The organism is Haloferax sp. Q22 (genome assembly GCF_001482285.1).
Lineage (GTDB): Archaea > Halobacteriota > Halobacteria > Halobacteriales > Haloferacaceae > Haloferax.
In genome coordinates this window covers 90,436-105,584 of sequence record NZ_LOEP01000056.1, presented here as the reverse complement: position 1 = coordinate 105,584, position 15,149 = coordinate 90,436, and the positions used below count along the sequence as shown (strand labels likewise).

At 67.8% G+C, this 15,149-nt stretch carries 16 protein-coding genes; 6 read left to right on the top strand and 10 right to left on the bottom strand.

Going from position 1 to position 15,149, the window contains the following annotated elements:
• Positions 1-22 precede the first annotated feature (22 nt).
• The 3 genes from AM590_RS19205 to AM590_RS19195 all read right to left on the bottom strand — a co-directional run bounded on the left by AM590_RS19205 (position 23) and on the right by AM590_RS19195 (position 2,292).
• On the bottom strand, positions 23-604 hold the full coding sequence (locus AM590_RS19205; RefSeq protein ID WP_058828871.1) for a hypothetical protein: 582 nt from the start codon (positions 602-604) through the stop codon (positions 23-25).
• A gap of 62 nt (positions 605-666) precedes the next feature.
• Positions 667-852 carry a methytransferase partner Trm112 gene (locus AM590_RS19200; protein WP_049905248.1) on the bottom strand — a complete coding sequence of 62 codons (186 nt, stop codon included), beginning with the start codon at positions 850-852 and terminating at the stop codon, positions 667-669.
• A 108-nt stretch (positions 853-960) separates the two neighbouring features.
• On the bottom strand, positions 961-2,292 hold the full coding sequence (locus AM590_RS19195) for an adenylosuccinate synthase (RefSeq protein WP_058828870.1): 1,332 nt from the start codon (positions 2,290-2,292) through the stop codon (positions 961-963).
• A gap of 232 nt (positions 2,293-2,524) precedes the next feature.
• Here AM590_RS19195 and AM590_RS19190 point away from each other — a divergent pair, with 232 nt between their 5' ends.
• On the top strand, positions 2,525-2,830 hold the full coding sequence (locus AM590_RS19190; RefSeq protein ID WP_004043804.1) for a hypothetical protein: 306 nt from the start codon (positions 2,525-2,527) through the stop codon (positions 2,828-2,830).
• 286 nt (positions 2,831-3,116) lie between these two features.
• On the opposite strand, the gene AM590_RS19185 is transcribed toward AM590_RS19190, so the two are convergent.
• On the bottom strand, positions 3,117-5,315 hold the full coding sequence (locus AM590_RS19185) for a hypothetical protein (RefSeq protein WP_058828869.1): 2,199 nt from the start codon (positions 5,313-5,315) through the stop codon (positions 3,117-3,119).
• A 162-nt stretch (positions 5,316-5,477) separates the two neighbouring features.
• Here AM590_RS19185 and AM590_RS19175 point away from each other — a divergent pair, with 162 nt between their 5' ends.
• Positions 5,478-6,383, top strand: a complete 906-nt coding sequence (locus AM590_RS19175) for a hypothetical protein (protein ID WP_058828867.1) — start codon at positions 5,478-5,480, stop codon at positions 6,381-6,383.
• Here the strand turns inward: AM590_RS19175 and AM590_RS19170 are convergent, their stop codons facing one another.
• Positions 6,384-7,205: a CDP-alcohol phosphatidyltransferase family protein gene (locus AM590_RS19170; RefSeq protein WP_058828866.1), complete on the bottom strand. Its 822-nt coding sequence runs from the start codon at positions 7,203-7,205 to the stop codon at positions 6,384-6,386.
• 166 nt (positions 7,206-7,371) lie between these two features.
• A complete protein-coding gene (locus AM590_RS19165; RefSeq protein ID WP_058828865.1) occupies positions 7,372-7,722 on the bottom strand; it encodes a hypothetical protein in 351 nt (116 codons plus the stop codon).
• Between the two features lie 53 nt (positions 7,723-7,775).
• Here AM590_RS19165 and AM590_RS19160 point away from each other — a divergent pair, with 53 nt between their 5' ends.
• Positions 7,776-9,434, top strand: a complete 1,659-nt coding sequence (locus AM590_RS19160) for a TrkA family potassium uptake protein (RefSeq protein ID WP_058828864.1) — start codon at positions 7,776-7,778, stop codon at positions 9,432-9,434.
• A gap of 261 nt (positions 9,435-9,695) precedes the next feature.
• Here the strand turns inward: AM590_RS19160 and AM590_RS19155 are convergent, their stop codons facing one another.
• A complete protein-coding gene (locus AM590_RS19155) occupies positions 9,696-10,544 on the bottom strand; it encodes a heme-copper oxidase subunit III (protein ID WP_058567216.1) in 849 nt (282 codons plus the stop codon).
• 221 nt (positions 10,545-10,765) lie between these two features.
• Positions 10,766-11,842, bottom strand: coding sequence for a phytoene/squalene synthase family protein (locus AM590_RS19150; RefSeq protein ID WP_058828863.1), 1,077 nt, complete (start codon positions 11,840-11,842; stop codon positions 10,766-10,768).
• Between the two features lie 117 nt (positions 11,843-11,959).
• Here AM590_RS19150 and AM590_RS19145 point away from each other — a divergent pair, with 117 nt between their 5' ends.
• Positions 11,960-13,102 carry an acyl-CoA dehydrogenase gene (locus AM590_RS19145; RefSeq protein ID WP_058828862.1) on the top strand — a complete coding sequence of 381 codons (1,143 nt, stop codon included), beginning with the start codon at positions 11,960-11,962 and terminating at the stop codon, positions 13,100-13,102.
• Positions 13,103-13,105: 3 nt separating this feature from the next.
• Here AM590_RS19145 and AM590_RS19140 read toward each other — a convergent pair whose 3' ends face one another.
• Positions 13,106-13,429 (bottom strand): hypothetical protein, encoded by a 324-nt coding sequence (locus tag AM590_RS19140; RefSeq protein WP_058828861.1) that lies wholly within the window; start codon positions 13,427-13,429, stop codon positions 13,106-13,108.
• 124 nt (positions 13,430-13,553) lie between these two features.
• On the opposite strand from AM590_RS19140, the gene AM590_RS19135 reads away from it, so the two are divergent.
• Complete coding sequence (locus AM590_RS19135; protein ID WP_058828860.1) at positions 13,554-13,829, top strand: hypothetical protein; 276 nt, start codon at positions 13,554-13,556, stop codon at positions 13,827-13,829.
• Between the two features lie 28 nt (positions 13,830-13,857).
• Here the strand turns inward: AM590_RS19135 and AM590_RS19130 are convergent, their stop codons facing one another.
• Positions 13,858-14,529: a protein sorting system archaetidylserine synthase gene (locus tag AM590_RS19130; RefSeq protein WP_058828859.1), complete on the bottom strand. Its 672-nt coding sequence runs from the start codon at positions 14,527-14,529 to the stop codon at positions 13,858-13,860.
• A gap of 165 nt (positions 14,530-14,694) precedes the next feature.
• Between AM590_RS19130 and AM590_RS19125 the strand changes: the two genes are divergently transcribed.
• Positions 14,695-15,141, top strand: a complete 447-nt coding sequence (locus tag AM590_RS19125) for a plastocyanin/azurin family copper-binding protein (RefSeq protein ID WP_058828858.1) — start codon at positions 14,695-14,697, stop codon at positions 15,139-15,141.
• Positions 15,142-15,149 lie beyond the last annotated feature (8 nt).

Genomic DNA, 15,149 nt, shown 5'->3' with positions numbered 1-15,149 from the left:
TGCGTTCCGTTTTCGGACGCCATCACCGCATCGTCAGCACCAGCGCCGCGAGGACGCCGCCGACGACGACGCCGGCACCGAGGGTGATGGCGAAGCTCTCGAACACCGAGGCGACCGCCACCGCGAGGACGAGCGCGACGAGCGCGAGGCCGAAAAGCGGGGCGGCCCGCGGGTCGACGCTTGGGAACACGTCCGCGATGCTCTCGGTCACGCTCGGCTCGGGGTCGGGTTGCTTGGGCTTCGAGAGCGTCTCGTCCACGTCGACCGGCGGTTTGCCGCCCTCGCCGGGTTCGACGGTCACGTCGACGTACCTCGTCTCCGTGCCGTGGCCGGAGACTATTTTGAGCTTCCCCGAGGTGGGTTCGGGCGGCGGGGTGACGAACACCTCGACGGTCTTGGTCTGGCCGCCGTCGACGAAGTGGTTTCCTTCGGACAGGCTCGCCGCACGCGAGAGTTCGTCGTCGATGTGGAGGTGGACGTGCACCGCCTGTCCGTTGTTCACGAGTTCGACCGAGAACGGGCCGTTCGTTGAGAACGACGGCGCTACCGAGAGGTCGTGGGGGCGCTCGTCGTTCAGCGTGACGGTGAGCGGCGCGTTCGACACGGCTTCACCGTCGATACGAGAATAGAAAAACGTTCAGGTCCGATGCGGTGCGGTGCCGCGCCTCAGTCGTCGCGCATGTCCGGCGGCAGGAGGTTCGGGATGCCGTCCTCGATGGGGTACACCTCGCCGGTGACCGTACCGATGAGCCGCCCCTCGAGGATTTCGTCGCCGTCGCGCTCGTCGACTTCCAGCTCGAGTTCGCTCTTGTCGAGGGGGTCACAGAGGATGTCCATCAGGGATTCTTTCATTGTCGTGACGGTGGATTGCGCGAAGTAAAAGCGTACGGGTTCGGCTCCGTCGCGGCGGTGGTCGGCGGACGGCGGCGGGCCGTCATCGGTCGGCCGACCGCTCGGCGCTCAGTTGTCGAACGGGTTTTCGATGTGGACGGTCTGCTCGCGGCCCGGACCGACGCCGACGGCGTAAATCGGCACGTCGAGTTCGTCCGAGAGGTATTCGAGGTAGTCCTGCGCGGCGTCCGGGATGGCGTCGTAGCCCTCCTCGGCGACGGCCGCCCAGTCCACTTCCGGCCACGTGTCGAACTCCTTGAGGACGGGTTCGCACTCGCCCCAGCGCTCGGTCGTCGCGGGCATCGTCAGGCGTTCTTCGCCCTCAAGTTCGTAGGCGTGGCCGACCTTGACCTCGTCGAGGCCGGCGAGCACGTCGAGGTGGTTGACGGCGATGCCGGTGAAGCCGCTGACGCGGGCGGCGTGGCGGAGCATCGGCATGTCGAGCCAGCCGATGCGGCGCGGGCGACCGGTGACGGTGCCGAACTCGCCGCCCTTCTCGCGGATGAAGTCCGCGAGTTCCTCCTCGCGCTCGTCGTCTTTCAGTTCGGTCGGCATCGGCCCCTCGCCGACGCGGGAGAGATACGACTTGACGATGCCGACGACCTCACCCTGTCCGACGACGGTCGGGCCGACGCCGGTGCCGGTGGCCGCGCCGCCCGCGGTCGGGTTCGAGGAGGTCACGTACGGGTAGCTCCCGTGGTCGATGTCGATGAGGGTGCCCTGTGCGCCCTCGAACATCACGTTGTCGCCGGCTTCGCGGCGCTCGGCGAGGAAGTCGCCGCAGTTGACGGCCATGTCGTCCTCGCGGAGGCGGCGACCGATTTCGGTGTACTCCTCGACGAGCGCTTCGACGTCGCACTCCTCGCCGGCTTCGAGGCCGTACACGTCCTCGATGAGCGCCTTCTTCTTGGGAACCACGTACTCCAGCCGCTGGCGGAGCACGTCGGGGTCGAGCAGGTCGCCGACGCGGATGCCGCGGCGACCCGCCTTGTCCTCGTAGGTGGGGCCGATGCCGCGACCGGTCGTGCCGACGGTGAGGTCCGAGTCGGCCTTCGCCTCCTCTTCGATGTTGTCGAGGCGGCGGTGGTACGGCATGATGACGTGCGCGCGCTTGGCGAGGCGCACGTCGGGTTCGAGGCCGCGCTCGCGGAGGTCGTCGATCTCGGAGAACAGCGTCCGGGGGTTGATGACGCAGCCGTTTCCGAGGATGCCGACCTTGTCGCGGACGGCCCCGCTCGGGACGAGCGAAAGCTTGTACTCCTCGCCGTCTTCGACGACGGTGTGGCCGGCGTTGTCGCCGCCCTGATAGCGGACGACGATGTCAGCGTCGCCGCCCCACAGGTCGACGAGCGCGCCTTTGCCCTCGTCGCCGAGTTGCGAACCGACGATGGTAACAGTCATACGTCGGCCGTTCCCCGCGCCGCACTAAACAGATTACGGTCGCGGCCGACGAGCAATACACGTTTGTGCCTAATTACCGAATCGTTGCCGAAGAATACGCCATGAACACGCATTAGCGTGGCGACGGATAACACAACGGTTAATTAGTGTCCTCGTTAAGGTCGCGTTATCTCATTATTCGCCGACCCGGAGGGCAAGGCTTAAAGCCTCCCAAGAAGAGTTAACAAATGGCATGATAGACCGACTTGAGAAGGAAGTCGATATGTTGGAGCGCCATCTCCAGGTCCTGAAGATGGTCATCGAAAGTGAGCCAATCGGCATCGTGAAGATGTCCAACGAGACAGGCTACCCGCACCACAAGGTCCGCTACTCCCTCCGCGTTCTCGAAGAAGAGAACCTCATCGAACCCTCCAGCCAGGGCGCAATCACCACCGAGCGCACCCAGGAGTTCGTCGACGAACTCGACGACAAGCTCGACGAAATCGTCGGCAAGCTCGAATCGATGAAGATCGAGGAAGCGGCCGAAATCGAGAACTAACCACACTTCAGGCGCACGCGGTCGTTCTATCCTGTTTCGTCCGACGAGTCTTTCCGGGCACGACATCGGACCGACCGCGTTAGCCGTGCTTCGATGCGGTTGGTACCGGACGGTGCCGACGCGACACCACGGACACTCGCCGCGGACGCGCTCCGAGCGCCGCGGTCGTTTCACTATCGTTCAGTAACCCCGACAGCCGCGGCGCTCCACGCGACCGTCGGGGCGGAACGCAAAGTAACAAGCGACAGCGCAGCGACGGCGCCGCCCGACGCGAGGCGTCGCCGACTCAGAGGTCGGGGACGTTCAGGTGGAACTCGCCACCGCGGGCCTCCACCAGACAGAGGTGGTAGCCCTGCTTCCGCGAGAGTTTCACGAAGCTCTTGCGCTTCGACCGGCTCAGGAGGCCGCCGCCGGTCTCGGCCGTGGCGGCTTCGAGCGCCTCCGGCTCGAAGAAACTCCTCGTAACCACGAACGCCGAGCCGAGCGTCTCTTTCGCGTCGGCGACGGCCTTCGAGTCCTTGATGAGTTGGGTGACCATCGGCTGGGTCGCCGGGTCCCGCGAGTCGTTCAGGTTCGCCACGAACAGCGGCTCGCCCATCTGGTCGCGGACGATGACGTCGAACTGCCGCGACTCGCTTTCATCGTCGCCGATGGGCACCGAGACGCTCCCGTACAGTTCGATGCGGTCGGCCTTCGGAATCGAGTCGAAGACGCCGGCGAGGCTCGACCGGTTGCCCGTCTCGCCGATTTCGTAGAGCAGGTCAGTGACGACCCACTTGGCGAAGCCGTACTCGGGCGTCTCGTGAAGGAACGCCTCGTATGGCTGGCCGTCGATGCCCAGCCCCTCCGTGTCGAACGTGGTGTGGTGTTCCAGCCGGAGGTTCTCGATGACCTCCTCACGGGAGGCCTGCCCGTCGTGGGCCTTCTCCAGCGTCGCCTGCCCTTTCTGGGCGTAGCGGACGAAGAGGTTCGTCCCGCGGAGCGCCTCGTCGGCCGACATGGACCGGTCGGTCGACCGGACGCCCGCCTCGTCGAGCCGGTCGCGGAGCCGGTCGACCTCGGATTCGAGTTCGGCGACGCGGTCTTCGAGCTCCTCGGCGCGCGAGCGGTGTTCGTCCCGCTCCTCGCGGAGGGCGTCGCGCTCGGACTCGAGCCGGTCGCGCTCGGATGCCAGCGACTCGACTCGTTCTTTCAGCGACTCGGCTTCCGCCGGGTCGACGTCGGGCTCGTCGGGCGTCTGCTCGGTCGGCTGGGACTGTTGCTGGTTCGACTGGTCTCTCGGCGACGGTCGCCCCTTGTCGCCCGCCCCGCCCCGGGACGGGCGGTGATGCGTCGCCTGCGTCGTGTTGCCCTGATGGCTTCGAGGCGTTCCGGGGCGGTCATCCACCGACTCGCCCGCTGCGTCGCGGGGGTCCAAGGAGGGTATCGACCGGGCGTTTCGCCACTGTGCCTCGGCGGAGAACACGTCGTCGCCGGTCGCACCGTCCTCCGCGAGCGGGTCCGGAGACGGCGCTTCTCCGTTCTTCTGCGGGGCGTCGGCGACGACGGGCCCCTCGGACATCGGTGAGGCCGGCTCGTCGGACGCGGGCCGGTCCGTCGCTGCCGCCGCCTCTGTCCCGGCTGGCTCCGGGGACTGTGACTCGGAGGGGCCCGTGGACGGCTCGTCGGTCGTCTCGGTGCCGTCGTCGTCGGACGTCGGCGGCTCCGGGTCGGCCGCAGTTTCGGCCGGCGGTTCCGCGCTCACCGGGGCGTCGGCCGTCGCCGGCTCTCCGTCGGTGGGGTCGGCGGCGGCGGCGCGCTCGGACTCGTTGTCGGCCGCCCCCGTCGTACTCGTCTCGTCTGTGGTCGTCGGCGTCTCCGGCTTTCCGGACGCGCCCGTCGTATCGGCCTCGCCACCCGTCGCGGCGACTCCCGCCGCGTCCTCGTCCTCCTCCTCGTCGGGCTCGGGCTCCGGGATATCGACGAGGTCGAGGTCCACGTCGTAGACTTTGTAGATGCCGACCTCGTCGCTCGCACGCTCGAACGCGTCGTCGCCGGTGACGAGTCGCTTGCTGTTGCCGACGAAGGCCGCGCTCATCGACTTCCCCCCGTGGTAGACGACGTAGTAGTCGCCCGAGAGCACGTTCTCGGACAGTTCGACGTAGCCGGTGAAGCCACCCGCCGAGAGCGTTCCGTCGGCGTCCCCCAGCGGCGTCTCCTCGGTGTAGTACTGCGCGCGGATGTCGCCGCCGGTCTCCCGCATCGCGTACAGAAGCGGCAGCGCCGGGTCCGGTGCGCGGTGCGCCTCGAACGATTCACCCTCGAAATCGGCGACCGTCCCGTCGAAAACCCCGAGGAGACGGCCGTTGAGCATGAATCCCCACGTCATGCCTGCGACGACGGCACCTGTGAAGCCGTCGTCCGCGAGCGACCGGAGACCACCGTAGCCTCGTTCGGCGGGCGCGGAATCCCACCCGGTCACCGCGTCGATAATCTCGCTATCCATTTGGGGTTACATCACCGGAACCGAATCAAATACTTTCCGGGCGAATCGAGCGAACGTTTCGCTCAGTTCACACTTCAGCGTGCCCGCTGTGACCGATTCGCTCGCGCCCGTCGGGTCGGCCTCGGGAGAACGGTTATACGAGTCCGCCGAGACGGGGCGGTCGTGACCAGCCACGACGACCGGTTCGTCCACTACCTCCGCGCGAAGGAGTCCGTGGACGACCGCGCGCTCCACCGACCGACGCTCGCGAGTCTCATCGACCGGCTGGAGGCGCGCGCCGAGTCGCGGTCGGGAGAGCCGCTCCGCGTCGTCTCGGTCGGCGCGGGGACGGGCGCGATGTGTCGCCGGCTCCTCTCGTGGGGCGTCTTCGACGCGCACGACGAGATAAAGTACGTCATGGTCGACAGGACGCGCGGGATGGCCGACCACGCGGCCGCGGCGTTCGCCAAGTGGGCACGCGCCGCCGGCTGGACCGCCGAGCCGACACCCGACGGGTTCCGCATCGAACGCCACGGCCGAAGCGTCTCGCTTACCTACGTGACGAGCGACCTCTTCGAGGCCATGACGGTCCTCCCGAAGGCCATCGACCTCGTGGTCGCGCACGCGGTCCTCGACGTGCTCCCGCTCCGCCGCGCGGTCGACGCGCTTCTCTCGCGGCTGACCGACGAGGGCCTCTTCTACGCGCCCATCACGTTCGACGGCCGAACCGCGTTCCGACCGAGCCACCCCGACGACGACGCGGTTCTCGGCGCGTATCACGGGACAATGCGCGGCGGCGAACGCGCGGGACCGGACACCGGTTCCGACCTCCTTTCGGTCCTTCCCGACCTCGACGCGCCGGTCGTCGCGGCCGGCGGCTCGGACTGGGTCGTCCACCCGCCGCACGACGACGAGGCGCGAATCTTCCTCGACCGCGTCCTCGGCTTCGTCGAGGAGTCGGTCGGTGAGTCGACTGCGGTCGACCGCGCGACGCTCGACGGGTGGCTCGAGGCCCGGCACGACGCGCTCGCGGGCGACGAACTCGTGTACGTCGCCCACAACCTCGACGTGTTGGCCGAACTCGACTGATTACTCCGGAACGGACGCGTTTCCGTCGTCATCTCTCCTGAACCGGCCCGAGACGTAGCCCCAGTCCCGAGCAAAGCCGAGCAGGAGCGCCGCCGCCGCGACCCCAGTCACGAGGGGCATCCACGGGTCGAAGACGCCCGGAGCGAGCGCCAGCGGGACGACAGCCATCTGGATGCCGGCGAGGACGCGCCGTGAGGCGCGGGGCGGGAGGTCGAACGTCGGCCGGTCCGCTCGCTCGCGGAGTCCGATCCCGGCGAGAAAGACGTACCGCGCCACCCCGACCGAGAGATACCACCAGGCGAGTTCCCCGAGGAGGACGCCGGCGAGCGGGGCGACGAGGAGGCCGAAGGCATCGACCGCGGTGTCGAGTCGCCCGCCGAGTCGGCTGACGCGGTCGAGTCGGCGGGCGAGCGCCCCGTCGAGGGCGTCGAGCGCGGCCGCAACCCCGTAACCGACGGCAGCGCCCCACGCCCACGACGGACTCAGCGGGCCGTAGAGCGCCACGCCGGCGATGCCCGCGACGCCCGCGACGAGGAAGCCTCGGACGAGCGTGACGGCGGTCGGCACGCCGAGACCGTCGTAAGGGTGGCCCGGTTCCGTCGACCCGGACGCGCGACCACCCTCGGGTGCGACGTTCTCGTCCGCGTTCGCGTAGGCGTACGCGCAGAGTCCGACGACGACGAGCAGGGTTCCGGCGGCCCACGTCGCCGCGGCGGTCTCGGGCGAGGGGGCGGCGCGCGAGACGAGCCACACCCAGTCGGTCGCGAGGAGCACGCCGAACCCAAGCGTGGCCGCTGCCGCCGCGCCGCCGGTTTCGAGCACGCGGCGTCTCGTCCGGCGGGTCGTCCGAGCAGTCGCCCCGCTACTCCCTGAGAGCGTCACGGTCGCGGACTGTCGGCTCGGCGGTCGGACGGTGTGCTACACATACACGTACCGGAGGACGGACGGCGGTTAAGTATTCCTCGCGTAACAGGTCCGCGGGACCGACTCACGGGGGGTTATCTCCTCGGCGACGACTCCGGAGTTCGACCGCGGCGAGGAGGAACAGATAGGTCGAGAGCCCGACCGCGACGGCGAGTAGCGTCTGTCGTCCGAAGACGACGACGCCGAGGACGATTCCGACGACGGCGGTCGCGACTGACGTGGTTCGGACGACCCGTCGCTCCCAGAGCGCGCGGACGCTCGACGCCCGAAGCGACAGCGCCGCTTCCAGCGCGAGCGCCCCAACGACGCCGACGAGGACCGGCACCGGTGTCACCGGCGTCCGTAGGAGGGCCGCCGCGAGCGCGGTGGGGACGAGCACCGACCCCGCGAGCGCGGCGTCCCGTCGGCGAGTCATGAGAGCACTACCGCGTCAGGACGCTTTTAGCCACCGGCGCACATAGCCCGACTATGTCTATTTCGGGCGACGGCCCCGGGTTGTCGAAGGCGAAGCGACGACTTGGCCGTTATCTCACGGGGGCCGGGCTGTTGATGCTCGCGTTCTCCATCGCCTACCAGTGGGCGGCGGGCTTTTTCGCCGGCGAGGACGTCACGTTCCTGCAGGCGGTCCACGTCGTCGTCGAGACGTTCACGACGACGGGCTACGGCGAGCAGACCCGGTTTTGGGTCGACCACCCGCCGCTGCTCGCGCTGTCGATTCTGATGCAACTCACGGGCGTCACGACCGTCTTCCTCACGCTCCCGCTGTTTCTCGTCCCCCTCGTCGAAGACGCCCTGCGGACCGCGCCGCCGACGACCTCGACGCACACGGACCACGTCGTCATCTGTACGTTCACCCCCCGCGGCGACGCCCTCGTGGACGAACTCGACTCGATGGACGTTCCCTACGTGATTCTCGAAGCCGACCGCGACCGCGCCGAGGAACTGTACGGCGAGGGCTACGAGGTCGTCCACGGCGACCCCGAGGCCATCGAGTCGCTCGAAGCGGCGAACGCGGCCGAGGCGCTCGCCATCGTCGCCGACGACGACGACGAGACGAACGCGAGCATCATCCTCGCCGCGAAGCAGGCCGCCCCGGACGCCCGCGTCGTCAGCCTCATCGAGGACCCCGAGGTCGCGGACTACCACCGCTACGCCGGTGCCGACCGGGTCGTCTCGCCGCGCCGACTCCTCGGCGAGAGCCTCGCCGGCAAGGCGACCACGTCCATCTCCTCGGAACTCGGCGACGCCATCGAAATCGGCGAGGACTTCAAGGTCGCGGAACTGCTCGTCCAGCGCGGGAGTTCCGTCGAGGGGCGGACCATCGCCGAGAGCGGCATCGGCCAGGTCACGGGTGCCAACGTCATCGGTGCGTGGTTCACCGGGGAGTTCGTCTCCCCGCCCGCCCCTGACGCCGTCATCGACGAGCACACCATCCTGCTCGTCGTCGGCCGCGAGAAGCAACTCGAAGAGCTCCGGGCGCTGACGCTGTCGTCGGCGCGGCGCTTCCGCCGCGGGACCGTCATCGTCGCGGGGTACGGGGAGGTCGGGTCGACCGCGGCCGAGACGCTGGCGAGCGCCGGCGTCCCGCATCTCGTCGTGGACAAACAGGACAAGCCCGGCGTCGACCTCGTGGGCGACATCACCGACCCCCAGACGCTCTCCGAGGCGAACGTCACCGAGGCCCGCGGCGTCCTCCTCGCGCTCGACAACGACACCACGGCCGTCTTCGCCACGCTCGTCTCCGAGCGCGTCTCCGAGGAGACGGAGGTCATCGCCCGCGCCAACGAGACCGAGAGCATCGCCAAACTCTACCGCGCTGGCGCGGACTACGTCCTCGCGCTCTCGACGGTCGCCGGGCGGATGCTCGCCTCGACGGTGCTCGACGAGGAGGTCATCGCGCCGCAGTCGCAGATAGAAATCGTCCGGACCCACGCGCCCGGGCTCGTAGGGCGGACGCTCGCCGGGGCCGACGTTCGCGCCCGGACGAACTGCACCGTCATCGCCGTCGAGCGAGACGGGACGCTCGTCACCGAAATCGCCCCGGAGTTCCGGGTCAAAGCCGACGACGACCTCATCGTCGCCGGCGTGGACGAGGACATCTACCGGTTCAACGAACAGTTCGGGTGAGCGGTCGCTGGCGCGGGACGCTGGTGAGAATTCGGACGCGGACGGCGATTCGGACGCGGACGCAACTCTCGGTCGGTGTGGCAGTCCCGCCGCTCGACGGTCGAGAAGTCCGACACGTCCACGTCGCGTCCGAGGACGTGGTCCGAACAACCCATGGCAGTGGACGCCCGTTTCCATCCCTCGACAGGACGTGCCGGCGTCCGTGGCTCTCGGATGAGTCGGCTAAAAAGAATCGGTTACGTCGCGGCGCGGCGACGAGAGTTACGCGCCGACTTCCGCGCCGACGTAGAGGACGACGACGAGGAAGATCCAGACGACGTCCACGAAGTGCCAGTACATCGAGGCCGTACTGACGGAGACGTGGCGTTCGGCGGAGTACTGCCCGCGGAGCGCGCGGACGAAGACGATACCGAGAAGCACCGCGCCGAGGCTGACGTGGAGGCCGTGCAGGCCGGTGAGGCCGTAGAACGCCGACCCGAAGATGCCGTCGGTGATGGAGAAGTTCGAGTGGACGATGAACTCGTAGTACTCGTACACCTGCCCGCCGATGAACACCGCACCGAGCAGGAGCGTGACGGCGAGGCCGAGGATGAAGTTACGGTGGTTCTCCTCGCGGATGGCGACGTGCGCCCAGTGGAGCGTGAAACTGGACACGATGAGGATGGCGGTGTTGGCTAACACCAACGAGCCTGTGAGGTGTGGAAGTTCCTGCGGCGGCCACGTCCCCGCGCGGATGAAGAAGTAGTACGCGAACAGCGCGCCGAACGTCCCGAGTTCGGAGCCGAGGAAGGCAATCATGCCCCAGCGAAGCTTCGATGCGCTCTTCTGGCTCGCGTCGCGCGACCAGAAGTGGCTCACGAACGCGTGGTACAACCAGCCGTAGAGCCCGGCCAGGAAGAGGAAGATACTGCCGATGAACACGGCGGGGCCCGCCGTCTGGCCGACGATTCCGTCCTGTCCCATGACGTACAGCCCGGCACCGGCGTAGATGCCCGCGCCCCCGACGGCGGTGACGAACGGCCACCAGCTCGCCTCGCCGAAGCCGCGCGGCCAGTCCTGAACCGCCGGCAGGTGATGGCCGTGGTCGTCGTGTGCTTCTTCGGTACTCATAGACGCCCGTTATGCTTGGGTTACTAAAAATCCTCCCAAACTGCGTTCGTCACGGGACCGCATGGGCCTCGGACCGCGGTTCCGACGGCGACCGCGGTGGGTGCGAAACACGTCGCTCGCGAGACCGAAGCTGCCGGCGCGCTCGGCGGCGCTCGGCACGAAGCGATGCGAGAAGAGAAGCGAAACAGAACCGGGCCCGACCGACAGCGCCTCTGCGTCGTTCAGTCGGCGTTCGTCGTCGCTCGGTGGAACGGCTGACGCGAGATGATTTCGCGCATCTCGGCGAGCGACTCGGCGCCCGCGCCGTTCATCTCGGAGACGACGGCGAACACCTCTTGTCGGGAGATTTTGACGCCCTCACCCGTCACCGCGTGTTCGGGGTTGGCGACGAGTTCCCGGAGCGTGCCGACCGCGAGCAGGAACGGAATCGCCCACGCGGCGAGCGTGTTGCCCTCGCGGAGCGGCACCGTCTCCAAGTAGGTCTGAGCGTCGTCGACGAACGACTTGGCGTGGTCGGCGGTCCGCTTGACCACCGAGGCCGCCCGGTCGTTGTGCTCGGGGGCGACGACCTCCTCTTGGGGAACGCCCGCGTCGTCGAGCCAGTCGGCGGGGAGGTAGACGTTGTTCTCCGCCGTGTAGTCGTCGTGAACGTCCTTCGCGATGTTCACGAGCTGGAGGAGCAGGCCGAACTCCTCGGCGGTGTCGTAGAGCCGCGAGCGGCGCTCACTGTCGACGTTGCCGCGGGTCACGAGGTTCGTGATGAGGTTGCCGACGGTGCCGGCGGCGTAGTAGCAGTACTCCTCTAGCTCCTCGCGGGACTGGATGCGGAGCCCGCCGGTCTGGGAGTAACGTTCGACGAACATCGCCATACCCGAGACGAGTTCGCGGACCGGCGGCGTGACCGCCTCTCGCACGTCCTCAGGAAGCGCCTCGAACGTCCGGAAGACCCGAGCGGTGTTGGCGACAACCATCCAGTCGTCGGACTGTTCGCCCTCCGGGGGGAGGTGCGGCTGTACTGCGGTCACGAACTCGTCGACGGTGGTGTCGTCGTCGGGGTCGAGCGCGCGGTCGTAGAGTCGAAGGAGGTGTGCCTGCTCGTCGGGCGCGATTGAAGACGAATCCTCCACGGTGTCGGCGATTCGACAGAGGAGATATCCGATACAGATGTGCGACGCCATCGGTTCGTCGAGGACGTCGACCGTGAGGGCGAAGGTCCGAGAGACCCCCTGAACTGCATCGTGACACCAATCGAGGTCGTCATCAGTTGCCGGTGGCCGGGCATCGGCGTGTCGAGACATTCGAAGCGTACCGGTATTACGGAAGGGGGGATAAAAAGTCTCGTGGGGGCGACGACTCTCAGACAGCCGAGACGGCGCAGGAGAAAATCATAAGCATAGTCGATGACAGACTCACGTATGGACTTCGCGCTCACTGCGGAGCAGAAGCAAATCAAGGACATGGTCTCGGAGTTCGTCGACGAGGAGGTCAAACCTCGCGCGGCGGAGATAGACGAGACCGACGAGTTCCCCGCCGACCTCGTGGCTGAGATGGGGCAACTCGGCTTGATGGGCATGCCCTTCCCCGAGGAGTACGGCGGTGCCGGCCTCGACTATCACTCCTACGCCATCGGTCTCGAAGAGATTTCCCGCGGCTCCGGCGGCCTCGGCACCATCGTCGCCGCCCACACGAGCCTCGCCGGCAACATGCTCTACGAGTTCGGGAACGAGGACCAGAAGCAGACCTACCTGACGCCGGTCAACGAAGGCACCGACATCGGCGCGTTCGCGCTCTCCGAACCCGGCGCGGGAAGCGACGTGCCGGCCATGGAGACCACGGCCGTCAAAGACGGCAACGAGTACGTCGTCGACGGCGGGAAGCTCTGGATTTCGAACGGCTCGGTCGCCGACACGGTCGTCGTCTTCGCCAAGACCGACCCCGACGCGGGCAACAAGGGCATCTCGTCGTTCGTCGTCCGCCCCGAGGAGGACGACGGCTTCGTCGTCGAGGGCACGGAGCACAAACTCGGCGACAAGGGCTGTCCGACCGCCGAACTCCGCTTCGACGACATGCGCATTCCCGAAGACCGGCTTCTCGGCGACGAGGGCGACGGCTTCGTGCAGGCGCTGAAGACGCTCAACGGGGGCCGCATCACTATCGCGGCGCGATCGATTGGTATCGCCCGAGCCGCCCTCGACGACGCCGTGAAGTACGCCGGCGAGCGCGAGCAGTTCGACCAGCCTATCGGCGAGTTCCAGGCCATCAAGCACAAACTCGCCGACATGGACACGAAGGTTCAGGCCGCAAAGCTCCTCATGCACAAGGCCGCGGACCTGAAGATGCGCGACGAGACGTTCATCAAGGAGGCCGCGCAGGCGAAGCTCTACGCCAGCGAAATCAGTCGCGAGGTCGCGAACGAGGGCATCCAGATTCACGGCGGCTACGGCTACACCAAAGACTTCGCCGCGGAGCGCTACTACCGCGACGCGAAGCTCAACGAGATTTACGAGGGGACGAGCGAGATTCTCCGCAACACCATCGGCGACTGGCTCCAGAAGTAACCGTCAGTCGACGACCGATTCGTCCGCGTTGGCTGTGTCGTCCGCCCGGAGTGCCCCGTTTTCGACCCGCTCTGCGAGCCACGCGTGGTACGATTCGACCCGGTCTGCGCCCGCGTCGGTGAGGCCGTACACGTCGTAGATGCCCTCGGTTCGCCGTTGGAGGTGGCCCGCCTCCACGAGCGCGTCGAGCGTGCCGTAGAACGCTTGAGGGTCGATTCGGAGGTCGTAGTAGCGTTCCAGTCGGGTCTTCAGCTTCTGCCCGCGGAGTTCGCCCGCGTCGTAGAGGATGGCACAAAGGTCGCGCCGGCGGCCGCTCTGAAACCACATAGCTCACCCCTCGGTGGAGACACACACGTCACTTTCGTTCCGGCGGCCTTCCACGCCGGCCCACCGCGCCGACCCGCCCGCCGGAACCGGTAGTTTAGACAGCCCCTACTCCCTAGCGCCTCGCATGACCGACGCAACCGCAGAAGCGAACGGCGTCACCGCGCAATACTACGTTACGGACTCCGAGCGCGTCCTCGAATTCGACCGCGACGGCCGCACCGCCGCCGTGGCTCAGAACATCGACGGCTACGCCATGCTGAAGGTCCGCCCGACCGCCGACGGCGACGAACTCGAACGCTACTACGGCTTCGACATGGCGCTGGACCACGCCGCGGAGCTCCTCGGCGTCTCGCCGCACGACCTGCCGGTCCCGGAGGACGCGGCAGACATGGGGATGTAGCCCGGACGCGTTTCGCGCGCCGCACCGATTAGCCCCAGTAGAAGCGCGGGCCCAAAAACAGGTAGCCGAGCGCCAAGAACAGCAGCCCGAACGAAAACCCCTCGCCGAGCGTCCCGGAGCAGAGGATTGCGAGGCCCTGCACCACGCCCATGACGAGCGCGTCCTGCGCGTGGAGGTCCGGGTAGGTCACGTCCGAGAGCATCAGCGCGGCCATAATTGCGGAGAGGGCGACGAGCAACATCGGCTCGACGAAGCCGACGAGGACGCCCGCCGACAGAATCGTCGCGGCGAGCGTCGTCGGCACGCCGACCGTCTCGTCCGAGCCGCTGTCGTAGGCGGTGTAGAGCGCCAGTCTGACGACCGCGGCCGCGACGAACAGCGCGGCGACGGCGACGCCGGCGACGACCCGAAGCCGGTCGAAGCCCCACATCTCGCGGACGACGGTGACGACGAGCAGGGCGGGAGCGACGCCGAAGGAGGCCACGTCCGCGAGGGAGTCGAGGTACGGCCCCGCGTCGGTTCCCCCGTAGCGTCGGGCGACCACGCCGTCGAGGCCGTCGGCCATCGCGGCGAGCAGGATGGCCTTGGCCGCGAGGCGCACGTCGACCGCGGTCAGCACCGCCGCGACGAATCCCAGCGCCGCGTTCCCGGCGGTGACCACGTCGGCGGGGCCCAACCGGCCGACGAATCGGGGTCTCATACCGATGCGATTGCGTACCTTCCCTTTCCCTCTTACGTTCCGTCCGTCGGTGGGTGGCTTCGCGCACCGACCCCGAACCGGCGGCGTTCCGGTCGGTCTCGGTCGATTCGGCGGTTCGCCGAGCGAACCATGCGACATTTATCGGTCGCGTCCCGAGAGGCGACCATGCGAGACCACGGGTCCTCGGACGGCGGTCGGACGCGGCGTCAGTTCCTCGCGGCGGCCGGAGCGGCTGCGACGGCCGGCCTCGCGGGCTGTGCGACCTTGATGGCTTCGGGCGACGAGTTCGACATCGGAATGACCGCGGTCGCGTTCGACCCGCCGGCGCTGACCGTCGAAGTCGGTGACGAGGTCGTCTGGCGGAACACGAGTTCGCGCGGCCACACCGTCACCGCCTACGAGGGCACACTTCCCGAGGACGCCGCGTTCTTCGCCAGCGGGGACTACGAGACCGAGCAGGCCGCCCGCGACGCGTACTCCAACTCGCTCGGTGGACTCATCGGAAGCGGCGAGACCTACACGTACACCTTCGACGTGCCCGGCGAGTACGAGTATCTCTGTATCCCCCACGAGCAAGCCGGCATGGTCGGCACCATCGTCGTCGAGGAGTAGGCTCGGCG